Source organism: Variovorax sp. PvP013 (genome assembly GCF_050435945.1).
Taxonomy (GTDB): domain Bacteria; phylum Pseudomonadota; class Gammaproteobacteria; order Burkholderiales; family Burkholderiaceae_C; genus Variovorax.
This window is the reverse complement of the sequence record NZ_JBNDLF010000002.1, coordinates 293,498-312,550: the sequence shown is the minus strand read 5'-3', so window position 1 is coordinate 312,550 and position 19,053 is coordinate 293,498. Positions and strand designations below refer to the sequence as shown.

At 73.7% G+C, this 19,053-nt stretch carries 8 protein-coding genes; all 8 read right to left on the bottom strand.

The window, feature by feature from the left end; genetic code table 11:
• Positions 1 to 84 precede the first annotated feature (84 nt).
• Positions 85 to 1,512 carry a sensor histidine kinase gene (locus tag ABID77_RS09290; RefSeq protein WP_429594163.1) on the bottom strand — a complete coding sequence of 476 codons (1,428 nt, stop codon included), beginning with the start codon at positions 1,510 to 1,512 and terminating at the stop codon, positions 85 to 87.
• Positions 1,512 to 2,879 carry a tRNA (N6-isopentenyl adenosine(37)-C2)-methylthiotransferase MiaB gene (miaB, locus tag ABID77_RS09285; RefSeq protein ID WP_429594161.1) on the bottom strand — a complete coding sequence of 456 codons (1,368 nt, stop codon included), beginning with the start codon at positions 2,877 to 2,879 and terminating at the stop codon, positions 1,512 to 1,514. Before miaB ends, ABID77_RS09290 begins: the two co-directional genes overlap by 1 nt.
• 29 nt (positions 2,880 to 2,908) lie before the next feature.
• The gene (locus tag ABID77_RS09280; RefSeq protein ID WP_429594158.1) at positions 2,909 to 3,436 is read right to left on the bottom strand and encodes a hypothetical protein; all 528 of its coding nucleotides are present in this window, start codon (positions 3,434 to 3,436) and stop codon (positions 2,909 to 2,911) included.
• Positions 3,437 to 3,524: 88 nt separating this feature from the next.
• Positions 3,525 to 4,538 carry a serine aminopeptidase domain-containing protein gene (locus ABID77_RS09275; RefSeq protein WP_429594155.1) on the bottom strand — a complete coding sequence of 338 codons (1,014 nt, stop codon included), beginning with the start codon at positions 4,536 to 4,538 and terminating at the stop codon, positions 3,525 to 3,527.
• 1 nt (position 4,539) lies between these two features.
• Complete coding sequence (locus ABID77_RS09270; protein WP_429594153.1) at positions 4,540 to 5,352, bottom strand: serine aminopeptidase domain-containing protein; 813 nt, start codon at positions 5,350 to 5,352, stop codon at positions 4,540 to 4,542.
• Positions 5,349 to 6,131 carry a 4'-phosphopantetheinyl transferase family protein gene (locus tag ABID77_RS09265; RefSeq protein ID WP_429594149.1) on the bottom strand — a complete coding sequence of 261 codons (783 nt, stop codon included), beginning with the start codon at positions 6,129 to 6,131 and terminating at the stop codon, positions 5,349 to 5,351. Before ABID77_RS09265 ends, ABID77_RS09270 begins: the two co-directional genes overlap by 4 nt.
• Positions 6,132 to 6,141: 10 nt before the next feature.
• On the bottom strand, positions 6,142 to 11,157 hold the full coding sequence (locus ABID77_RS09260) for an amino acid adenylation domain-containing protein (protein ID WP_429594146.1): 5,016 nt from the start codon (positions 11,155 to 11,157) through the stop codon (positions 6,142 to 6,144).
• Positions 11,158 to 11,195: 38 nt separating this feature from the next.
• A complete protein-coding gene (locus ABID77_RS09255; RefSeq protein WP_429594143.1) occupies positions 11,196 to 18,752 on the bottom strand; it encodes an amino acid adenylation domain-containing protein in 7,557 nt (2,518 codons plus the stop codon).
• Between the last annotated feature and the right edge of the window lie 301 nt (positions 18,753 to 19,053).

Sequence of the window (19,053 nt, the reverse complement as noted above, 5' to 3'; positions counted from 1 at the left end):
TGACGTGGTCGGAGTCGGGGGTCGGCGGCGGAGGCGGGAAAGGACGGTTCGGACGTCGGCGGCGCGGCGGTTGCGTGGGACCGTTCAGGCCGTCGGCGGCAGTTCGATGCGGAAGCGCGCGCCCGGCTGGTCGTCCAGCAGCACGACGCGGCCCCCGTGGGCCGCAATGTACTCCTGCACGATCGACAGGCCGATGCCCGTGCCCTTGAGCGCGTGCTCCGGCTGGCGGGCGCCGCGGTAGAAGGGCTCGAAGATGCGCTCGCGGTCGCCCTCGGCGATGCCGGGGCCGGCGTCGGCGATGTCGATGCAGGTCGCCTCGCTCGTGCCGGAGACCTCGATGCGGACGGTGCCGCCGCGCGCCGAGAAACGGATCGCGTTGGACAGCAGGTTGGCGATGGCCGTGCCCAGCTTGGTCCGGTCGACCACCGCCGACAGCGGCTCGCCGCCGACCTCCACGCGCAGGCCGTAGGCGTGCCACTGCAGGCGCTGGGCCTCGACCTGCTCCTCGATCAGCGGCAGCAGGGGCGTGCGCTCGCGGTGCAGCTCGCGCGCCTCGAAGGCGGCGGCGTTGAAGCGCAGCAATGCCTCGATCTGGCCCTGCAGCGAGATCGCGTTCTGCTGCAGGATCTGCGCCACCTCGTGCTGGGCCGGATTGAGCGCGCCGGTCACGCCGTCCTCCAGCAGCGAGATGCCCTCGCGCAGCGCGGCCAGCGGCGTCTTGAGTTCATGCGAGACGTGGCGCAGGAAGCGTGCCTTGTCGGCGTCGAGCTCGGTCAGGCGCAGGCGCAGCCATTCGAGCTGCTGCGACACGCGCCGCACGTCGGCCGGGCCGCGGATGTCGATCGGCTCGTCCAGCCGGTTCTCGCCCAGGCCGACGATGGCGCGCTGCAGCCGCTTGAAGGGTCGCGCCAGCCAGACGCCGAAGGCCAGCGCCAGCGCCACCGCCAGCGCGCTGGCGGCCAGCACCTGGCGCATCAGGCGCACGCGCGCGCTCTCGATGCGCTGCTCGAGCGCCTTGTTCTGCGCCTCGATCTGGGCCTGGGCCTGCTGGGCGATGGCGGTGTTGGCGGTGTCGAGGTCGCGGAACTGCATCGCCATGGTCGACTCGCGCGCGAGCGCGGTCTCGGCCGGGCCGGCCAGCAGCGTCTGCAGGGCGGCGAGCTGGCCGCGCCAGGGCTCGACGGAGGCCGTGGGCACGCCGTTGTCCTCCAGCCGCTCGACGATGGCGCGGGCGTCGCGCGCGGCGTCGTCGAAGCGGCGGCGCAGCACGGCGTCGTTGAGCACCAGCGACTGGCGCCCGGCGCGCTCCATCGCGGCGCTGCGCTCGGCCAGCGACTGCGCCGCGCCCGACAGCGCCAGCGCGCGCGCGGCGGCGTCGCGGCTCTGCGTCATGAGGGCGTCGTACTGGAACACCGCGCGCAGCGCCACGCCCACCAGCAGCGCGGTGATGAGCAGGAAGGCGCACAGCAGCAGCTGCTGGAAGGAGCCGCGCACGGCCTTGAAGTGCGCCATCAGACGGCGAGCGGCGCGGCGGTGGCGTCCATGGCGCCCGACGCGCGCACCGGCACCTCGCCGCGCAGCGTGTAGGCCAGCGAACGCGTGATGCGCAGGTCGACCATCCGACCGACCAGCCGCGCGTCGCCCGCGAAGTTGACGACGCGATTGCAGTCGGTGCGGCCCATGAGCTCGTTCGCGTCCTTGCGCGAGGCGCCCTCGACCAGCACGCGCTGCGTGCCGCCCACCAGCGCCTGGCCGAAGCGCTTGACGTTGGCGTCGATGGCCGCCTGCAGCCGGTGCAGCCGCGCGAGCTTGACCTCGTGCGGCGTGTCGTCGTGCAGCGCGGCGGCCGGCGTGCCGGGGCGCGGGCTGAAGATGAAGCTGAAGCTGGCGTCGAACTCCATGTCGTCGATGAGCTTCATCATCTTGCCGAAGTCGTCCTCGGTCTCGCCGGGGAAGCCGACGATGAAGTCGCTCGACAGCGCCAGCCCCGGGCGCAGGGCGCGCAGCCGGCGCACCGTGCTCTTGTATTCCATGGCCGTGTAGCCGCGCTTCATGGCCATCAGGACGCGGTCGCTGCCGTGCTGGACCGGCAGGTGCAGGTGCGAGACCAGCTGCGGGATGCGGCCGTAGGCCTCGATCAGGCGCGGTGTGAACTCGTTGGGGTGGCTGGTGGTGTAGCGGATGCGCTCGATGCCGGGGATCTCGGCGACGTACTCCAGCAGCAGCGCGAAGTCGGCGATCTCGGCGGTGCCGCCCATGGCGCCGCGGTAGGCGTTCACGTTCTGGCCGAGCAGCGTGACCTCGCGCACGCCCTGCGCGGCCAGTCCGGCGACCTCGGCGAGCACGTCGTCGAACGGCCGGCTGACCTCCTCGCCGCGGGTGTAGGGCACCACGCAGTAGCTGCAGTACTTGGAGCAGCCCTCCATGATCGAGACGAAGGCCGTCACGCCGTCCACGCGCGCGGGCGGCAGGTGGTCGAACTTCTCGATCTCGGGGAAGCTGATGTCGACCTGCGGGCGGTCCTGGCGCTCGCGCTGCGCCAGCATCTCGGGCAGGCGGTGCAGGGTCTGCGGGCCGAACACCACGTCGACGTAGGGCGCGCGCTCGATGATGGCCGCGCCCTCCTGGCTGGCCACGCAGCCGCCGACGCCGATCCGCACGCCGCGCGCCTTGAGGTGCTTGACGCGGCCGAGGTCGCTGAAGACCTTCTCCTGCGCCTTCTCGCGCACGGAGCAGGTGTTGAAGAGGATCAGGTCGGCCTCCTCGACGTCCTGCGTGGGCTCGTAGCCCTGGGCGGCGTTGAGCACGTCGGCCATCTTGTCCGAGTCGTACTCGTTCATCTGGCAGCCGAAGGTTTTGATGAAGACTTTCTTGGACATGGGTCGTGGGGGCTTGGAAGGCGGGAAGGTCATTGCCCGTAGCGGGGCAGGTCGGCGAAGGGCGTGCGGCCGTCGTCGCGCGGGGCGGGGGCGGCGGTGAAGGGCCAGAAGTCGAGCAGCGGCCGCGCGGCGACCGGGCGCGGGGCGCGGGCCTCGTCGGGGGTCAGGACCCACACCTCGCGCACCAGGCCGGCGGCGTCGCGCGTGTAGTTGACCGGCAGGTCCTGGCCCGCGACGGTGCCGGCCACCACCAGCAGGTTGCGCGCGTCGCGGATGCGCACGCCGGGCGAGAAGCGGTCCTCGCGGCCGTCCAGGAGGATGGTCGGGGCGTCGAGCACCCGCAGCCGGCCGCGCAGCGCGTCGACGGGGAAGTTGCGACCTCCGAACGCGGCCTCGCTGGAGATGCCGGAGGTCTCGAACGACGCGTCGACCGGCGCCTGGGCCCGCGCGGCCGGTGCCGCCAGCGCCGATGCGGCCAGCAGCGCGGCGGCCAGCAGCGGCCCGGGCGGCGACGCGGTCGGGGCCGGGCGCCGCGGGCGGGGAGGGCAGCGGTTCATGGGGTTCATCCAGAGGCTGGGGAAACCCCGGATTTTGCGTGATCGAACCGTCGCGCGCCCGTCCCCCGGCCTTTGTCCCGGCTTCGCCCTAGTAGACCGTCTCGATGAAGCCGTTGTTCTCCCGCCGGCTGCGGCGCGAGCCGCCGGGCTTGGCGGGGGCCAGCGCGCCCCAGGCGCTGGGGGTCTCTTCCTCGGGCGCCGCGGCGGGGCCGGCGCCGGAGGCGGACGTCGCGCCCGCGGCCGCACCCGGCAGCGCCACGCCCAGCGCCCAGTTGGAGGCGCAGGTCAGGAACGCGCTCTGCGCCGCGAGCGAGGTCATGGTGTGGTCGATGTCGCGCGAGAACTCGTAGCGCAGCTTGTCGGCGAAGGGCTCGCGCACCAGCGTTCCGAGGTGGTCGCGGTCGACGTCGCGCACGTGCTGGGTGCCCGAATACAGCAGGTAGACCGACACGCCGCGCTCGACCAGCGTCGCCATCGAGCGGCTGAAGGTCGCGCGCACCTCGGCCGGCGTCTCCTTCTCGAGCGTGAAGATGTTGACCGCCGGCGCGTCGCCCGCCACCGGCGCGGCGTTGGTGAAGGTGCGGCGCAGCCAGCGCAGCGTCTTGCCGACGACGGCCGGGTTGGTCGGCGCGGCGAGCGCGCGGCGCAGCGAGCGCTCCCAGTGCCAGCGGCGGCCGGCGAAGCTGTAGCCGTCGAACAGCAGGATGCCGGTCACGCGCGGATCGGCGACCGAGAGATTGAGCGCGTGCGCCGCGCCCGAGCACAGCCCCACCACCACGAAGCGCTGGATGCCGTGCGTGGTGCGCAGCAGGTCCATGCCGGCCTGCAGGTCGAGCACGCACTGGGCGTAGTAGCCGAGATCGGTGCGCGCCGGGCCGCTGTCGCCCAGGCCGGAGAGGTCCATGCGCAGGCTGGTGATGCCCATCGTGGCGAGCCGGTGGGCCAGCTTCACGTTGATCCGGTGCGGGCCGCCCCGGTGGTTGGCGCCCATGTTGAGCATCAGGCACGCGATGGGGGCGCCGGTGCTGCTCGCCGGCGTCGTGATGACGCCCACCAGGTTGCGTTCCGGACCGAAGAGGATGGGGATTTGCTCGATGTCCATGTCACTCATTCATCGTTGCGAGTAGTTGTTTCAGCGCGTCGGCGGGCACCAGGGCGTTGCTGCTGCCGGGATCGGAATTCCAGTCGAGCGGATGGTCGAAGTCGAGCACGCGCGCCGCGGGGTGCGACCGCGCCCATTGCGCGACGGCCTTGTCGCCGGGGCGGGCGATCACGGTGGTACGGCCGGTCGCCTCGCAGCGCAGGCCGTCGGGCTGCAGCCGCAGGAGTTGCGCGCGCAGGCGTGGAGACACGCCGAAGCCCGAGGCCTCGTCGACGAAGGCATTCTCGTCGTTCGCGAGCTGGCGGCGCAGCGAGGATTCCGGGATGCAGTAGGAGATCTCCAGCGAATGGACGTGCCACTCGCGCAGCATCCGCGCATAGGCCGGGCCGTCCATGACCGGTTCCCACAGCACCAGGCGGTCGAGCGCCGGGCGTGCCTGGCGGGCCGCCAGCAGGGCCAGCGTGCCGCCCAGGCGCGCGCCCAGCCAGTTCAGCGGCGGCGTGCCCGCGGGGGTCGTCGACAGCCGGCGCAGTTCCTCGTGGGCGGCGACGACGTCGTGCGACCAGCCCTCGAGGTCGCCGTCGGCGTCGTCGCCGGGCGAGTCGCCCGTGCCGTGGCAGTCGAAGCGCAGCACCGAGAAGCCGGCGCGCGCGAGCCGGTCGGCCAGCACCTTGAAGAAGCGGTGCGAGCGCAGCGCCTCCTGGCCGAAGGGCGGGCACACCAGCACCGCGCCGCGCGTGGGGCGGCCTTCCTCGGCGGGATGGTAGAGGCCGAAAAGCCGACGCGAGGCCGGGCCGAACATCAGGGGGGTCATGCGAGGTCGTTCTTCGGTGCGTGCGCGCCGTCGTCGCACGCGGAATCGGAAAGGGACGGGTCCCGGGGCAGGCGCAGCGCGAGCGCGCCCACGCCGTCGGGTCCGCAGGTGAAGGACTGCAGCCGCAGCCGCTCGACGCCTTCGAGGGTCTCGATGTCGAGTTCGCGCGGCTCGCCGGCGAGGGCGTCGACGCCGACCTCGAAGCCGTCGGTGGCCAGCTGCAGGCCGAGGCCGAGCGCCTTCAGGCAGGCCTCCTTGCGCGTCCAGCAGACGAAGAACGCGCGCTCGGCCCGACGGGGGTCGGCCGCCTCGAGGTCCTCCAGCGCCGCCTGCTCGGCCGGCGTGAAGTAGGTCATCGCCATGGCCGCGCGGTCGGGCATCGGCCGCAGCACCTCGACGTCGATGCCGACCTCGTGCGTGTCCGACAGCGCGACCAGGCCGAGGCCCTGGCTGTGGCTCAGGTTGAAGTACGGCGCGGCCGGGCCCCGGGGCGCCGGGCCGGCCAGCATCGGCTTGCCGTAGAGGCTCTCGGTCATCTCCAGCAGGACGCCGTGCCGGCCGGTGTGGCGCGCCAGCAGTTCGCGCAGCGCCGCGTGCGCGATGCCGAAGCGGTTGCGGTCACGGGCGAAGATGAAGCGCTGCTTGCGCGCGCGCTCGGCCGGCGACAGCAGCGCGCGCAGCAGATCGTTCATCGGCAGGTCGAGGTCGACGCACCAGACGGCGCAATGCGCCGGGGCGATGCCGGGCAGCTGCAGGGATGTCGGGCGCGTCGTCGGCATGGCGCGGTGCTCAGCCCTTGCGGCCCCAGCCCTGGAACATGCGCCCGAGCAGGCCCACGCGCGCCGGCGCCGGCGCGTCGGCCGGGCCCAGGGCACCGGGCACGGTCGTCGGCGCGGCGGGCTTGGCCGCGAGCTGCGCCAGGCTCTCGAACACGTAGCGCCGCGGCTCCACGCGATGGCCCAGCACCTCCTGCGAGTTCTGCACCACGCGCATCGCCATGAGCGAGTCGCCGCCGAGGTCGAAGAAGTTGTCGTCCGGGCGGATCTCGTTGACGTCGATGTCCAGCGCGCTGGCCCACAGTTGCGCCAGGCGCGCCTGCTCGGGCTGCAGCAGCGCCGGGGCGCTGGCCGCGGGCGTCGCGGCGCGGGCCGCGACGGCCTGCGCCAGGACGGTGGCCGGACGCGCCAGGTCGCCCAGGCGCGTCGCCGGACTCGCCGCGACGGCGGCCAGGATGTCGAGGAAGTTCTGCCGGAACGCCGCCGCCGTGGCCTCCGAATAGAGGCTGGCGTTGTAGACGAAGAAGCCTTCCAGGCCGGTCGGCCGGTCGAGCAGCCAGAGGCCGAGGTCGTCGGTCAGGCCCTTCTGGAACAGCATCACCATGTCGTGGGCGAGCGGGCCCCAGTGGCGCTGGCGGTCGCGCGTGTCCTGGAACGAGAACACGGCCTGGTAGAGGCCGGCGCGGCGCTGCGCCGTGCTCGCCTGCTGGGTCAGGTGCTGGAACGGCAGGTCCTGGTGGGCCAGCGCGCCGGTCACGTCGGCGCGCAGGGCGGCGGCGAAGTCGGTGAACGACAGCGTCGGCCGCGCCTCCAGCAGCACCGGCACCAGGCCGACGAAGAAGCCCATGACGTCTTCCAGCTCGGGCACGACGCGTCCGCGCACCGGCATGCCGATGCCCACGGCCGGCTGGCCGATGGCGTTGGACAGGGCGGTGCCGTAGGCGGCCATCAGCACCATGTTGAGCGTCAGGTTGTGGCGCCGGGCCATGTCGCGCAGGGCTTCGGAGAGCTCGGCCGGCACGCTCAGATGCTCGCTGCGGCCTTCGCCGGGGGTGCCGGGGCGCACCGGGGTGTCGGGCGGCAGCATCGACAGCACCGGCGCGGCGGCCAGGCGCGTTCGCCAGTGAGTGCGCTGGCGTTCGGCGTCGGCGCCTTCGAGCCAGCGGGCCTGCCAGGCGGCGAAGTCGCCATAGCTCACCGTCGTCGGAGGCAGCGCGGCCTCGGCGTCCTGGCCGGCGACCAGGGCGGCGTAGAGCGCGGCCATCTCGCGGTAGAGCACGTCGAACGAATAGCCGTCCCACACCAGGTGGTGCGCCATGAACAGGAAGACGTGTTCTTGCTCGCCCAGGCGGTAGAGCGCGCAACGGAACAGCGGCGCCTTGTCGGTGGCAATCGGGAGGTCGATCGCGGCCTGCGCGCGGCGGCGCATCTCGGCCTCGCGCTCGGCGGCGGGCAGGGCGCTCAGGTCCTCGAAGGGCAGGTCGAAGTCGACCGTGTCGTCGACGCGCTGGCGCCAGCCCTCGGCGTTGATGGCCGGCACGATGGCCGTGCGCAGGGCGTCCTGGCGATGCACCACGTGGCGCAGCGCGCGCTCGAACAGCGCCCGGTTCATCGGTCCGGTGAGGCGGTGCACCGAGGGCGTGTTGAACGCCGTCGTGCCCGGATGCAGCTCCTCGGCGAAGCGCATGCGCTGCTGCTCCAGCGTGAGCGGCGCGGCGTGGCGGTCGGCCCGGCGCGGGATGGCGATCTGCAGCTGCGTGCCGCTGGCCTGGATGCGGGCGATCTCGGCGGCCATGCGCTCGGCCGTCGGGGCCTCGAACACCTTGCCTAGCGGCAGCTGCAGGCCGAAGGCGGTGCCGATGCGCACCGCCAGGCGCGCGGCCAGCAGGGAATGGCCGCCCTGCGCGAAGAAGTCGTCGACCACGCTCAGGCCCGGGGTGTGCAGCACCTCCTCCATGATCGCCAGCACGGTGCGCTCGCGCTCGTTGCGCGGCGCGATGCGCGCCGGCGCGGCGGCGGCCGAGTGGGGCGTAGCCGAGGGCGCCGGCAGCGCCTTGCGGTCGACCTTGCCGTTGGGCAGCAGCGGCAGCGCCGGCAGGGTCACCACGTGCTGGGGCAGCATGTACTGCGGCAGGCTCTTGCGCAGGTGCTCGCCCAGCGCGCCGCGGTCGATGGCGGCGCCCGCGGCGGTGGCGAGGTAGGCCACCAGGCGTACGTCGCCGGGCTTGTCCTCGCGCGCCAGCACGACGCTGCTGGTCACGCCGGGCAGCTCGTTGCAGCGCGACTCGATCTCGCCGAGCTCGATGCGGTAGCCGCGCACCTTGACCTGGAAGTCGTTGCGCCCCAGGTGCGCGAGCAGGCCGTCGTTGCGCCAGCGGCCGCGGTCGCCGGTGCGGTAGATGCGCGTCGGCCGGCCGTCGCCGAGGTCGACCGTCACGAAGCGGTCGGCCGTGAGCTCGGGGCGGTGCAGGTAGCCGATGGCCAGGCCGTCGCCGCCGATGCAGATCTCGCCGGGCACGCCCGGGGGCAGCGGCTGCAGGTGATCGTCGAGGATCCAGACGGTGGTGTTGGCGATCGGCCGGCCGATCGACACGCCGGTGCGCCCGACCAGCGCCGGATCGACGCGCCAGAGCGTCGACCAGATGGTGGTCTCGGTCGGGCCGTACATGTTCCAGACCTCGCCGGCCGCGTGCAGCAGCTGGTGCGCCAGGTCGCCCGGCAGGCTCTCGCCGCCCACCAGCGCCTTGAACGGCACGCGGCGCTGCCAGCCGGCTTCCAGCAGCAGGCGCCACATGCCCGGGGTGGCCTGCAGCATGGTCGCGCCGCTGGCGTGGATCAGCTCGCCCAGGGCGGTGCCGTTCATGGCGACCTCGCGCGTCGCGATGATCACCTCTGCGCCCACCGACAGCGGCAGCATCAGCTCGAGCACGGCGATGTCGAAGGACAGCGTCGTCACGGCCACCAGCCGGTCGTTGCGGTCGATGCCCGGCTCGTGGCGCATGCTGCGCAGGAAGTTCGCCACCGCGCCGTGCGGCACGGCCACGCCCTTGGGCTTGCCGGTCGAGCCGGAGGTGTAGATCACGTAGGCCGCGTCGGCCGGGCGGGCGTCGAGCGCGCCGGGCGGCAGCGCGGCGTCGGACTCGTCGAGCCAGGCGCGCTGGGTGTCCAGCGCCAGGGTGCGCACGGCGGCCTCGGGGTGCCAGCCGCGCGGCGCGGTGGCCACGTCCGACAGCGTCAGCAGCAGCGCCAGGCCGGCGTCCTCGGCGTAGTAGTCCAGGCGCGCCTGCGGGAAGTCGGGGTCCAGCGGCACGTAGGCGGCGCCGGTCTTGAGCACCGCCAGCAGCGCCATCACCATGCCGGCGTCGCGCGGCAGGCACAGCCCGACGAGCGCGCCGCGGCCGATGCCGCGCGCGCGCAGGGCGCGCGCCAGGCGGTTGGACTGCGCGTCGAGTTCGCCGTAGCTCAGCGACAGGCCCTCGAAGCGCAGCGCGTGGCGCGCCGGCTCGGCCTGCGCCTGGGCGGCGAAGGCGGCGTGCATGGTCTGCAGGTCGGCGTCCAGCGGCGTCCAGGGAGCCGGCTGCAGCGCGCGCAGCGCGCCCAGGCCGGCGGCGTCGAGCAGGTCAAGGCGCCCGACGGTGCGCGCCGGGTCGGCCACGGCGCTGCGCAGCAGGCACTCGTAGGCGTCGAGCCAGCGCGCGATGGTCGCGTGGTCGAACAGGTCGCTGTTGTATTGCAGCTCGATCTGCATGCCCGCGGCCGTCGGCGCGATGTTCACGAACAGCTCGAAGTTCTCGCAGGCGCGCGGCAGGCTGCCCTGCTCGGCCTCGATGCCGGGGAAGCTGCCGGCGCCGGGGGCGGCGTCGCGGTCGACGTTGAACAGCACGCTCACCAGCGGCAGGCGGCTCGGGTCGCGCGTCATGGGCAGGCGCCGCAGCAGCGAGCCGTAGGTCAGGCCCTGGTGCTCGAAGGCGTCGAGCAGCTGGGTGCCCGAGCTGCGCATCAGCGCGTCGAAGGCCAGCGTGTCGTCCACCGCCACGCGCAGCGGCAGCAGGTTCACGCAGTGGCCCACCAGGCGCGGCATGTTGGCCGCCATCTGGCCGGCCGCGGCGATGCCGATGACGATGTCGTCCTGCGCCGTGAGGCGGTGCAACAGTGCCGCGAAGCCGCTGAAGAGCACGGCGTAGAGGCTGGCGCCGGCGGCCGCGCCGGTGCGGCGCAGGGCGTCGATCAGGGGACGCTCGAGCGCGTGGTCGATGCGCTGCGAGGCGAAGGTGCGAACGGCCGGGCGGGCGCGGTCCAGCGGCAGCTCGAGCACCGGCAGGCTGGCGCCGTCGTACTTGCCCAGCCAGTAGTCGACGTGGGCCTGCATGTCGGGACTCTCGGCCTCGGCGGCCTCCCAGGCGGCGTACTCGGGGTAGCCGGGCGCGGGGTCGAGCGCCGGGCCGGCGCCGATGCGCTCGGCGTAGAGCCGCCCGAGGTCGTCGGCGATCACGCCCCACGACCAGCCGTCGCACACCGCGTGGTGCGCGCTCATCGCCAGCAGGTGTTCCTGCGGCGCGAGGTGGTAGAGCGCGGCGCGGAAGAGCGGGCCGGTCGCGAGGTCGAAGCGCTCGCGCACGATGGCCGCGCACTCGGCCTCCAGCGCGCGCTTCTGCGCCGCCGGGGCCAGCGCGCGCAGGTCGTGCTCGGCCAGCTGCAGCGGCGCGGGCTCGCCGATCAGCAGCTGGCTGCCGTCGCTGGAGAAGGTGGCGCGCAGCGCCGGGTGTCGCGCGACCAGGGCGTCGAAGGCGGTGACCAGGGCCGAGGTGTCGAGCGCGCCGCGCAGGCGCAGCGTGAGCGACTCGTTGTAGGCCAGCGAGGCCTGCTCGCCGAGCCGGTCGGCCAGCCAGACCTCGCGCTGGGCCTCGGTGGCGGGCGCGGTCTGCTCGATGGCGCCGGCGGCGAACGGGTCGAAGTCGTCCTCTTCGCAGGTCGTGTTCATGGTGGCTGCGGTGGCTTCGGCGGCGGGGAAGGGCGTGGAGGAGTGCATGGTCCGGATCGGGCGCGTCGAGGGATCGGGCTGTCGGCTCAGGCCTGCAGCTTCACGTACTTGCCGTGGGCGGCCGGATCGGGCACGAACCAGGCGGGCTGGCCGTCCTTGTCGCGGCCCAGGCGGGCGTCGGGCACCGGCGGGTTGGCGGCGTCGAAGCCGCGCGGCGCGATGGCGCGTCCGGGCAGGAACTCGGCCTGCTGCATCTCGGCGACCGACTCCTTGAAGGCCGACTTGATGGTGGCGATGTCGTCGCGGGTGTGCGCGGTCGTCATGAAGCAGGGGAAGTTGTCCAGGATGTGCACGCCGCGGCTGCGCATCATGGCGAACAGCAGGTCCTGCAGCGGGTGGTCCTCCAGCCAGCTCACGCGCCACAGCGAGGCGAAGTGGCGGATCTCCAGCGGCGCGCCGACCTCGCGGCAGAACGCCGTCAGCTCGTCGGCCATGGCCGCGGTGTGCAGGTTGAGCTGCGCCTGCAGCGCGCCGCCGGCGGCGGCCATGTGGTCGAGCGAGGCCTTGGCCGCGGCCAGCGTGAGCGGGTGGCGCACGAAGGTGCCGGCGAAGTAGGTCACGCCCACGGTCGGGATCGAGTCGTCGCCGTAGTTCCAGGCGCCGCCGTCCAGGGCGTCCATGAAGTCGCGCTTGCCGGCCACCGCGCCGATGGGCATGCCCCCGCCGATGACCTTGCCGTAGGTGGAGAGGTCGGCGCGGATGCCGAACATCGCCTGCGCGCCGCCCGGGTGGGCGCGGAAGCCGGTGATGACCTCGTCGAAGATCAGGCAGGCGCCGCTCTTCTCGGTGATGGCGCGCACTTCCTGCAGGAACTCGCGCGGCTGGAAGTCGGGGCGGCGGCTCTGCACCGGCTCGACCAGCACGGCGGCGAGTTCGTCGGCGTTCTCGCGGATGAATTCCAGCGATTCGGGCGTGCCGTAGTCCAGCACGCGCACGTCGCCGAAGACGCCGCTCATCACGCCCGGCGTCGCCGGGATGCCGCGCGCGCCGCGCCCGGCGCGCACCAGCACCTCGTCGAAGGTGCCGTGGTAGGAGCCGGCGAACAGCACGATGGTGCTGCGCCCGGTGTGGGTGCGGGCGATGCGCATGGCGGCCATCACGGCCTCGGAGCCGGTGTTGCACAGCGCGGCGCGGTCGAAGCCGGTGAGTTCGCAGATGCGCGCGGTGACCTCGGCGGCCAGCGGGTGCTGCGGGCCGATCTCGTAGCCGCGGTCGAGCTGGCGGTGCAGCGCCTCGTTGATGAAGTCGGGCTGCCAGCCGAACATGTTCATGCCGAAGCCGTTGAGCACGTCGACGTACTCGTTGCCGTCGATGTCCCAGACGCGCGAGCCCTTGGAGCGGTCGACCACCAGCTGGTAGGTGATCTCCTTGGTCGCCGGGCGGAAGCCGTTGACCACGCGCGGGTCGGCCATCCGGCCGCGGTGCTCGGCGGTGAAGGCCTTGCTCTTGGACGTGCGCTCGACGTAGCGGCGCACGAAGGCGTCCAGGCGGGTCTGCTGGCGGGCGGTGATCTCGCGGTTGGGCGTGGTGTGGATGCGGGCGATGGCGCCGAAGGCCTTCTTGACGTCGTAGCTGACGCCGCCGCTGACCTCGGCCGGCGCCGCGGCGGCGGGAGCCGGGACGGCGACGACGGCGGCCTGCGCCGCCACGGGCTCGGCGGCGACCGGCGCGGCCGGCGCGGCGACGGCCGCCGGGGCGCCCGAGAGCAGCGCGAGCTGCTGCTGCATCAGCTGCATCTGCTGGCCGATGAGCTGCTGGAGCATCGGCGCGTCGGCGCGCGGGGCCATCGGCGCGAAGGCGGCCGTCGCCACAGCCATCGGTGCGGCCATCGGCGCGGCCGGGGCCGCCGCGATCGCCACCGGTGCCGCGACGGCCGCCACGGCGGGGGTCGCGGCCGCGACCGGCGCGGCGACCGGTGCCGCCACGGGCTCCGGCGGCAGCGCCTGGTCGAGGTGGTCGACCAGCAGGTCGAAGCTGCGGCAGCCTTCCATCAGCTGGCGGAAGGTGATGTTGATGCGGAAGTGCTTCTTCACCTGCAGCGCGGCCTGCGTCAGCACCAGCGAGTCGAGGCCCTGGTCGATGAAGGAGGCGGCGCCGTCGGCGTCGGCCATCGGCGTGCCGGAGATGTCCTCGAACAGTTCGCGCACCTTGGTGTGGAGCGCGGTGCGGCGGGTGGAGGCGGTGGCGTGGGCGGTGGGCATGGAGGGCTCCGGAGTCGAATCGAAGGAAGGGGCGGCGGCGGATGGGAGGGAAGGGGCGGGCGCGGCCGGAGCCGTGCCGTGGGAGTGCGAAAGCGTGGCGGCGTTCACGGCCGGCGTCGCCGGCGTGGCGGGTGCGATGGCGGCGGTCGGCGCGACGATGTCGACCCAGTGGCGCTTGCGCTCGAACGGATAGGTCGGCAGGCGCAGGCGGGCCTTGCGCTCGCGGGTGTCGAGGCTGTCGAGGTCCAGTTCCAGGCCGAGCGTCCAGAGCCGGCCCAGCGCCAGCTCGAAGGCCACCAGCTCGGTGGCCGGCGCGTCGGCCAGCAGCGACACGGCGACGGGCGGCTTGCCGGCGACGACGTGCTGGCGCGCCAGGGTCGCGAGCGTGGCGCGCGGGCCCAGCTCGATGAACAGCGGCTGCGCGAACTCGGCCTGCACCGTGCGGACCGCGCCGGAGAAGCGCACCGCCTCGCGCAGGTGGCGTGCCCAGTAGGCCGGGTCGGTGGCCTCGGCGGCGGTCAGGACGCGGCCGGTCAGCGTCGAGACGATGGTGCGGTTCGGCGCGCTCAGCGTCACCTCGCGCACCAGGGCCTCGAAGGGCGCGACGGCGGCGTCCATCATGGCCGAGTGGAAGGCGTGCGAGGTCTGCAGCGGCCGGGCGGCGACGCCGTCGGCCTCCAGCCGGGCCTGCAGCATCTCGATGTCGGCGGCCGGACCGGCGGCGACGCAGGCCGACGGGCCGTTCTCGGCCGCGAGCGACACGCCCTCGGCGGCGACGTCGGCGAGGTAGGGCGCGAGCTTCTCGGCCGAGAGGCGCACGGTCAGCATGCGGCCGGCCGGCAGCGCCTGCATCAGCGCGCCACGCTTCGCGACCAGGCGCGCCGCGTCGGCCAGCGACATCACGCCGGCGATCACGGCGGCGGCGAACTCGCCCACGCTGTGGCCGATCATGGCCGCCGGGCGCAGGCCCAGGTGGAGGGCGCGGCGGGCCAGGGCGTACTCGAGCGCGAAGGTGGCCGGCTGCGTGGCGGAGGTCGGCGCCAGCGCGGCGGCGTCGTCCGAGAACAGGGCCTCGCGCAGGTCGAAGGACAGCGCGCCCGCGAAGGCGTCGCAGGCCTCGTCGAGCGCGGCGCGGAAGGTCTCGTCGTGCACGTACAGCGTGCGGCCCATGCCGGCGTACTGCGCGCCCTGGCCCGGGAACATCAGCACCGGGTCGTGCACCCGGGAGGCCGTGGCGCCGACGACGGCGTAGGGCGACCTGGCGTCGCGCAGGAAATCGATCGTTTCGGCCACGCCGTCGGCCACCAGCGCCAGGCGGTGCGCGAAGGCCTTGCGCCCGACGCGCAGGGTGTGCGCGACGTCGCCGAGGTTGGCGTCGGGGTTCGCGGCCAGGTGGTCGGCCAGCCGGGTGCGCATGGCGGCGAGCGCCTCGGGCGTGCGGGCCGACAGGGTCAGCAGGCGCGGACCGGCGACCGGCTCGGTCGGCACGGCCGGCGGCGCCTCCTCCAGGATCACGTGGGCGTTGGTGCCGCCGACGCCGAAGGAGCTGACGCCCGCTCGGCGCGGTGCCCCGTCGCGGCGCGGCCAGTCGGCCAGGTGGGCGTTGACGTGGAACGGCGTGCCTTCGAAGTCGATCGCCGGGTTGGCGGCCTCGTAGTGCAGCGTCGCGGGCAGGCGCTCCTCGTGCAGCGCCAGCGCCGTCTTGATGACACCGGCCGCGCCGGCGGCCATCAGCAGGTGGCCGACGTTGCTCTTGACCGAGCCGATGGCGCAGAAGCCGCTGTCGGCCGTGTGGCGGGCGTAGGCGCGCGCCAGGGCGGCGACCTCGACCGGGTCGCCCATCGGCGTGGCGGTGCCGTGCGCCTCGACGTAGGAGATGCTGCGCGCGTCGACGCCGGCGGAGGCCAGCGCCATCGACACCACGGCGGCCTGGCCGTCGATGCTCGGCGCGGTGAAGCTGGCCTTGGTGCCGCCGTCGTTGTTCACGCCGACGCCGCGCAGCACGGCGTAGACCGTGTCGCCGTCGGCCAGGGCGTCCGACAGGCGCTTCATCAGCACCACGCCGGCGCCGTCGCCGAACACCGTGCCCTGGGCCCGCGCGTCGAAGCTGCGCGTGTGGCCGTCGGGCGAGAGCATCGCGCCCTCCTGGTGCAGGTAGCCGCTGTTGGGCGGGCAGGTGATGGCGACGCCGCCGGCCAGCGCCATGTCGCACTGGCCCGAGCGCAGCGCGGCGAAGGCCTGCGCCATCGCCACCAGCGAGGTCGAGCAGGCGGTGTTCAGGCTGATCGCCGGGCCGGTCAGGTTCAGGCGGTGCGCCACGCGGGTGGCGACGTAGTCCTTCTCGTTGCCCAGCATGACCGTGAAGTCGCCCACGGCGTCGATCAGGTCGGGGCGCGGGGCGACGTGGCGCTGGAAGTAGGTCGCGTTGTGCATGCCGGCGAAGACGCCCACCGGGCGCTGCTGGCGGTCCGGCGCGTGGCCGGCGCGCTCCAGGCACTCCCAGCAGATCTCCAGGAAGACGCGCTGCTGCGGGTCCATCAGCGTCGCTTCCTTCGGGTTGATGCCGAAGAAGGCGGCGTCGAAGCGGTCGGCGCCGTCGATCACGCCGCGGGCGCGCACGTAGTCGGGGTCGGCGCGCAGGGCGGCGCTCACGCCGGCGTCGAGTTCGGCGTCGTCGAAGAAGCGGATCGTCTCGCGGCCGTCGCGCAGGTTGGCCCAGAAGGCCTCGACGTCGTCCGCGCCGGGGAAGCGCCCGGCCATGCCGACCAGGGCGATCGGTTCCTGCGCGGCGGCCTCGGCGTCGAAGCGCGAGCGGTCGATCATCGGCGCCGCCGGCGCGGCCTCGCCGTCGATCGAGCGGGCGATGGCCGCCGGCGTCGGGTCCTGGAAGAACAGGTTGGTCGACAGGCGGCGCGGGCTGGCGGCCTGCAGCTCGGCCAGCACCTTGAGCACGCGCAGCGAATCGCCGCCCAGGTCGAAGAAGTTGTCGGCGCGCCCGGCGCGGTCGAGGCCCAGCACGCGGGCGAAGGCGGCGCAGACCAGGCGCTCGGTGTCGCTGCGGCCTTCCTCGAAAGGCTCGCCCAGGTCGGGGCGGGTGGCCAGCGGCGCGGGCAGGGCGCGGCGGTCGATCTTGCCGTTGGGCGAGCGCGGCAGCGTGGCCAGGGCGACGAACACCGCCGGCACCATGTAGGGCGGCAGCAGCGCGGCCAGGTGCGCGCGCAGGCTCGCGTCGTCGGCCGACGCGCCCGGCTGCGCCGTGACGTAGGCCACCAGGCGCGCGTCGCCGCCGCCGTCGTGGCGCGCCAGCACGGCGGCCTCGCTCACGGCCGGGTGGGTCAGCAAGGCGCCCTCGATCTCGCCGAGCTCGACGCGGTGGCCGCGCACCTTCACCTGGCTGTCGTTGCGCCCGAGGCAGTCGATCTCGCCGTCGGCGCGCCAGCGGCCGATGTCGCCGGTCCTGTAGAGGCGCGCGGCCGGGTCGGTGGAGAAGGGGTCGGCGACGAAGCGCTCGGCCGTGAGTTCGGGGCGGTGCAGGTAGCCGCGCGCCACGCCGGCGCCGCCGATGTGGATCTCGCCGGCCACGCCCAGCGGCGCGGTGCGGCCCTGGGCGTCGAGCACGTGGATGCGGCAATGGTCGATCGGCCGGCCGATGGAGGGCAGCGCGGCCCAGGTCGACGGATCGGTTGGCAGTTCCAGCGCCGTCACGACGTGGCTCTCGGTCGGGCCGTACTGGTTGTGCAGGCGGCAGCCGGGGAGGCGCGCGAAGAAGGCGCGCACCGCCGGGCTGGCGTGGAGCTGCTCGCCGGCGGTCATCACGTCCTGCAGGTCGGGCAGCGCCTCGTCGGCGGCGACCATGTACTCGGCGATGTTCTGCAATGCGATGAAGGGCAGGTAGAGCCGCTGCACGCGCTGCGCGCGCATCACGGCGGCCAGCGCCTGCGGGTCGCGGCGCACCGCCTCGTCGATCAGCACCAGCGTGCCGCCGACGGCCAGCGTGGCGAAGATCTCCTGGAAGGCGACGTCGAAGCCCAGCGCGGCGAACTGCAGGGTGCGCTGCGGCGCGGCCACGCGCGGGTGGGCGGCCTGCCAGCGCAGCAGGTTGGCCAAGGCGCCGTGGTGCATCGCCACGCCCTTGGGCGCGCCGGTCGAGCCGGAGGTGAAGATGACGTAGGCGAGGTGGTGCGGCGCCACGGCCGTGGCCGGGGCGGGCTCGGCGGCGGCCGGCGCGGCGGGGTCGAAGGCGGCGAAGTCGGCGTCCAGCAGCACGACGGCGGCGTCGCCCTCGGCCGGCAGCACGTCGCGCAGCGAGGCCTGCGTGAGGATCACGGCGGGCCGGGCGCCGGCCAGCACGGCGGCGGTGCGGTCGCGGGGATGGCTGGGGTCGAGCGGCACGTAGGCGCCGCCGGCCTTGAGCACCGCCAGCAGGCCCACCACCATCGCCAGGCTGCGCTCGACGTAGAGCGCCACCGGCACGTCCGCGCCGACGCCCAGGGCGCGCAGGCGGGCCGCGAGCCGGTCGGCGCGCGCGTCGAGTTCGCCATAGCGCAGCGCGTCGTCGCCCAGGGTCACGGCCACGGCGTCGGGCGTGCGCTCGGCCTGCGCCTCGACCATCGCGTGGATCAGGTCGCCGGCGGGGGAGGCGGCGGTGGCGTCGACAGCCGCGTCGGCCGTGGCCGGTGCCGTGGCGTTGAAGCCGTCGATCAGACGTTGCTCGGCCGCGCCGATCATCGGCAGCGCGTCCAGCGGCTGCGCGCCGTGCGCCGGCAGGGCCGCCAGCACGGTCCGCACGTAGCCGGCCCAGCGCTCGGCGGTGGCGCGGGCGAACAGGGCGGTCGAGAAGTGCAGGGTGGCGTCAATGCGGCCGTCCTGCGCGTCCGGCGCGTCGAACGAGAGGAACAGCTCGCCGTCGCGCTCCGACGGCCGGGCGCCGTCGAATCCGAGGCCCGCCGGCGGGACGGCATCGCCCGTGTCCGGGGCGCCACCGGCATCGGCGGTGCGCAGCACGGCATCGAAACGCGCCAGCAAGTCGTCGCGGGACGGATCGCCGCGCAGGTCCGCGCGCAGGGCTCGCGCGGGCGACGCCGGGCCGCCGTCGCGGACGGTGATCGTGAAGTGGTCCTGTCCACCCAGGCGCGAGAGCACCAGCATCCAGGCGAGGCCGAGGACCGGCCGGACGCCGCAGCCGCTCGCCCGCGCCAGTTCGCGGATCGCCCCGGCCACGGGGGCCTCCAGCGCGAACCTGACGACGTCGACGGCGGATGCCGCGGCCGCACCGGTCGGGCGGGCGACGTCGGTCGGCAGCTCCAGCCAGCCGGTGTCCCGGACGCCTGCCGGGCCGTCGGTCGCCGAGGCGACGGGAAGATCGGAGTTCTGGACTTTCATGGTCTGGTTTTCTGCCGGGGGACTCCCGGATTGACAGGCGGTTCGTCGCCCTCGACATCGAAGACAAAGGTTTTCGGTCGCAATTCGTTGCTAATCACTTCTTGACAGGATTTGCAACTCAGGAGACGCGATAGGAATATTGTGCACCTGTCGTCACGTCCTATGAATACTATTAGCTAGTGTAGTAAGTGAAAATTCGCTCACTTAGAGCAAAAAGCCGCATCTGATTTTGAGGGCCTGTCGGCCAACATGTCAAAAACGGTAACCACTCCGCACGTGAAGAGCGACACCGATCCGGTCC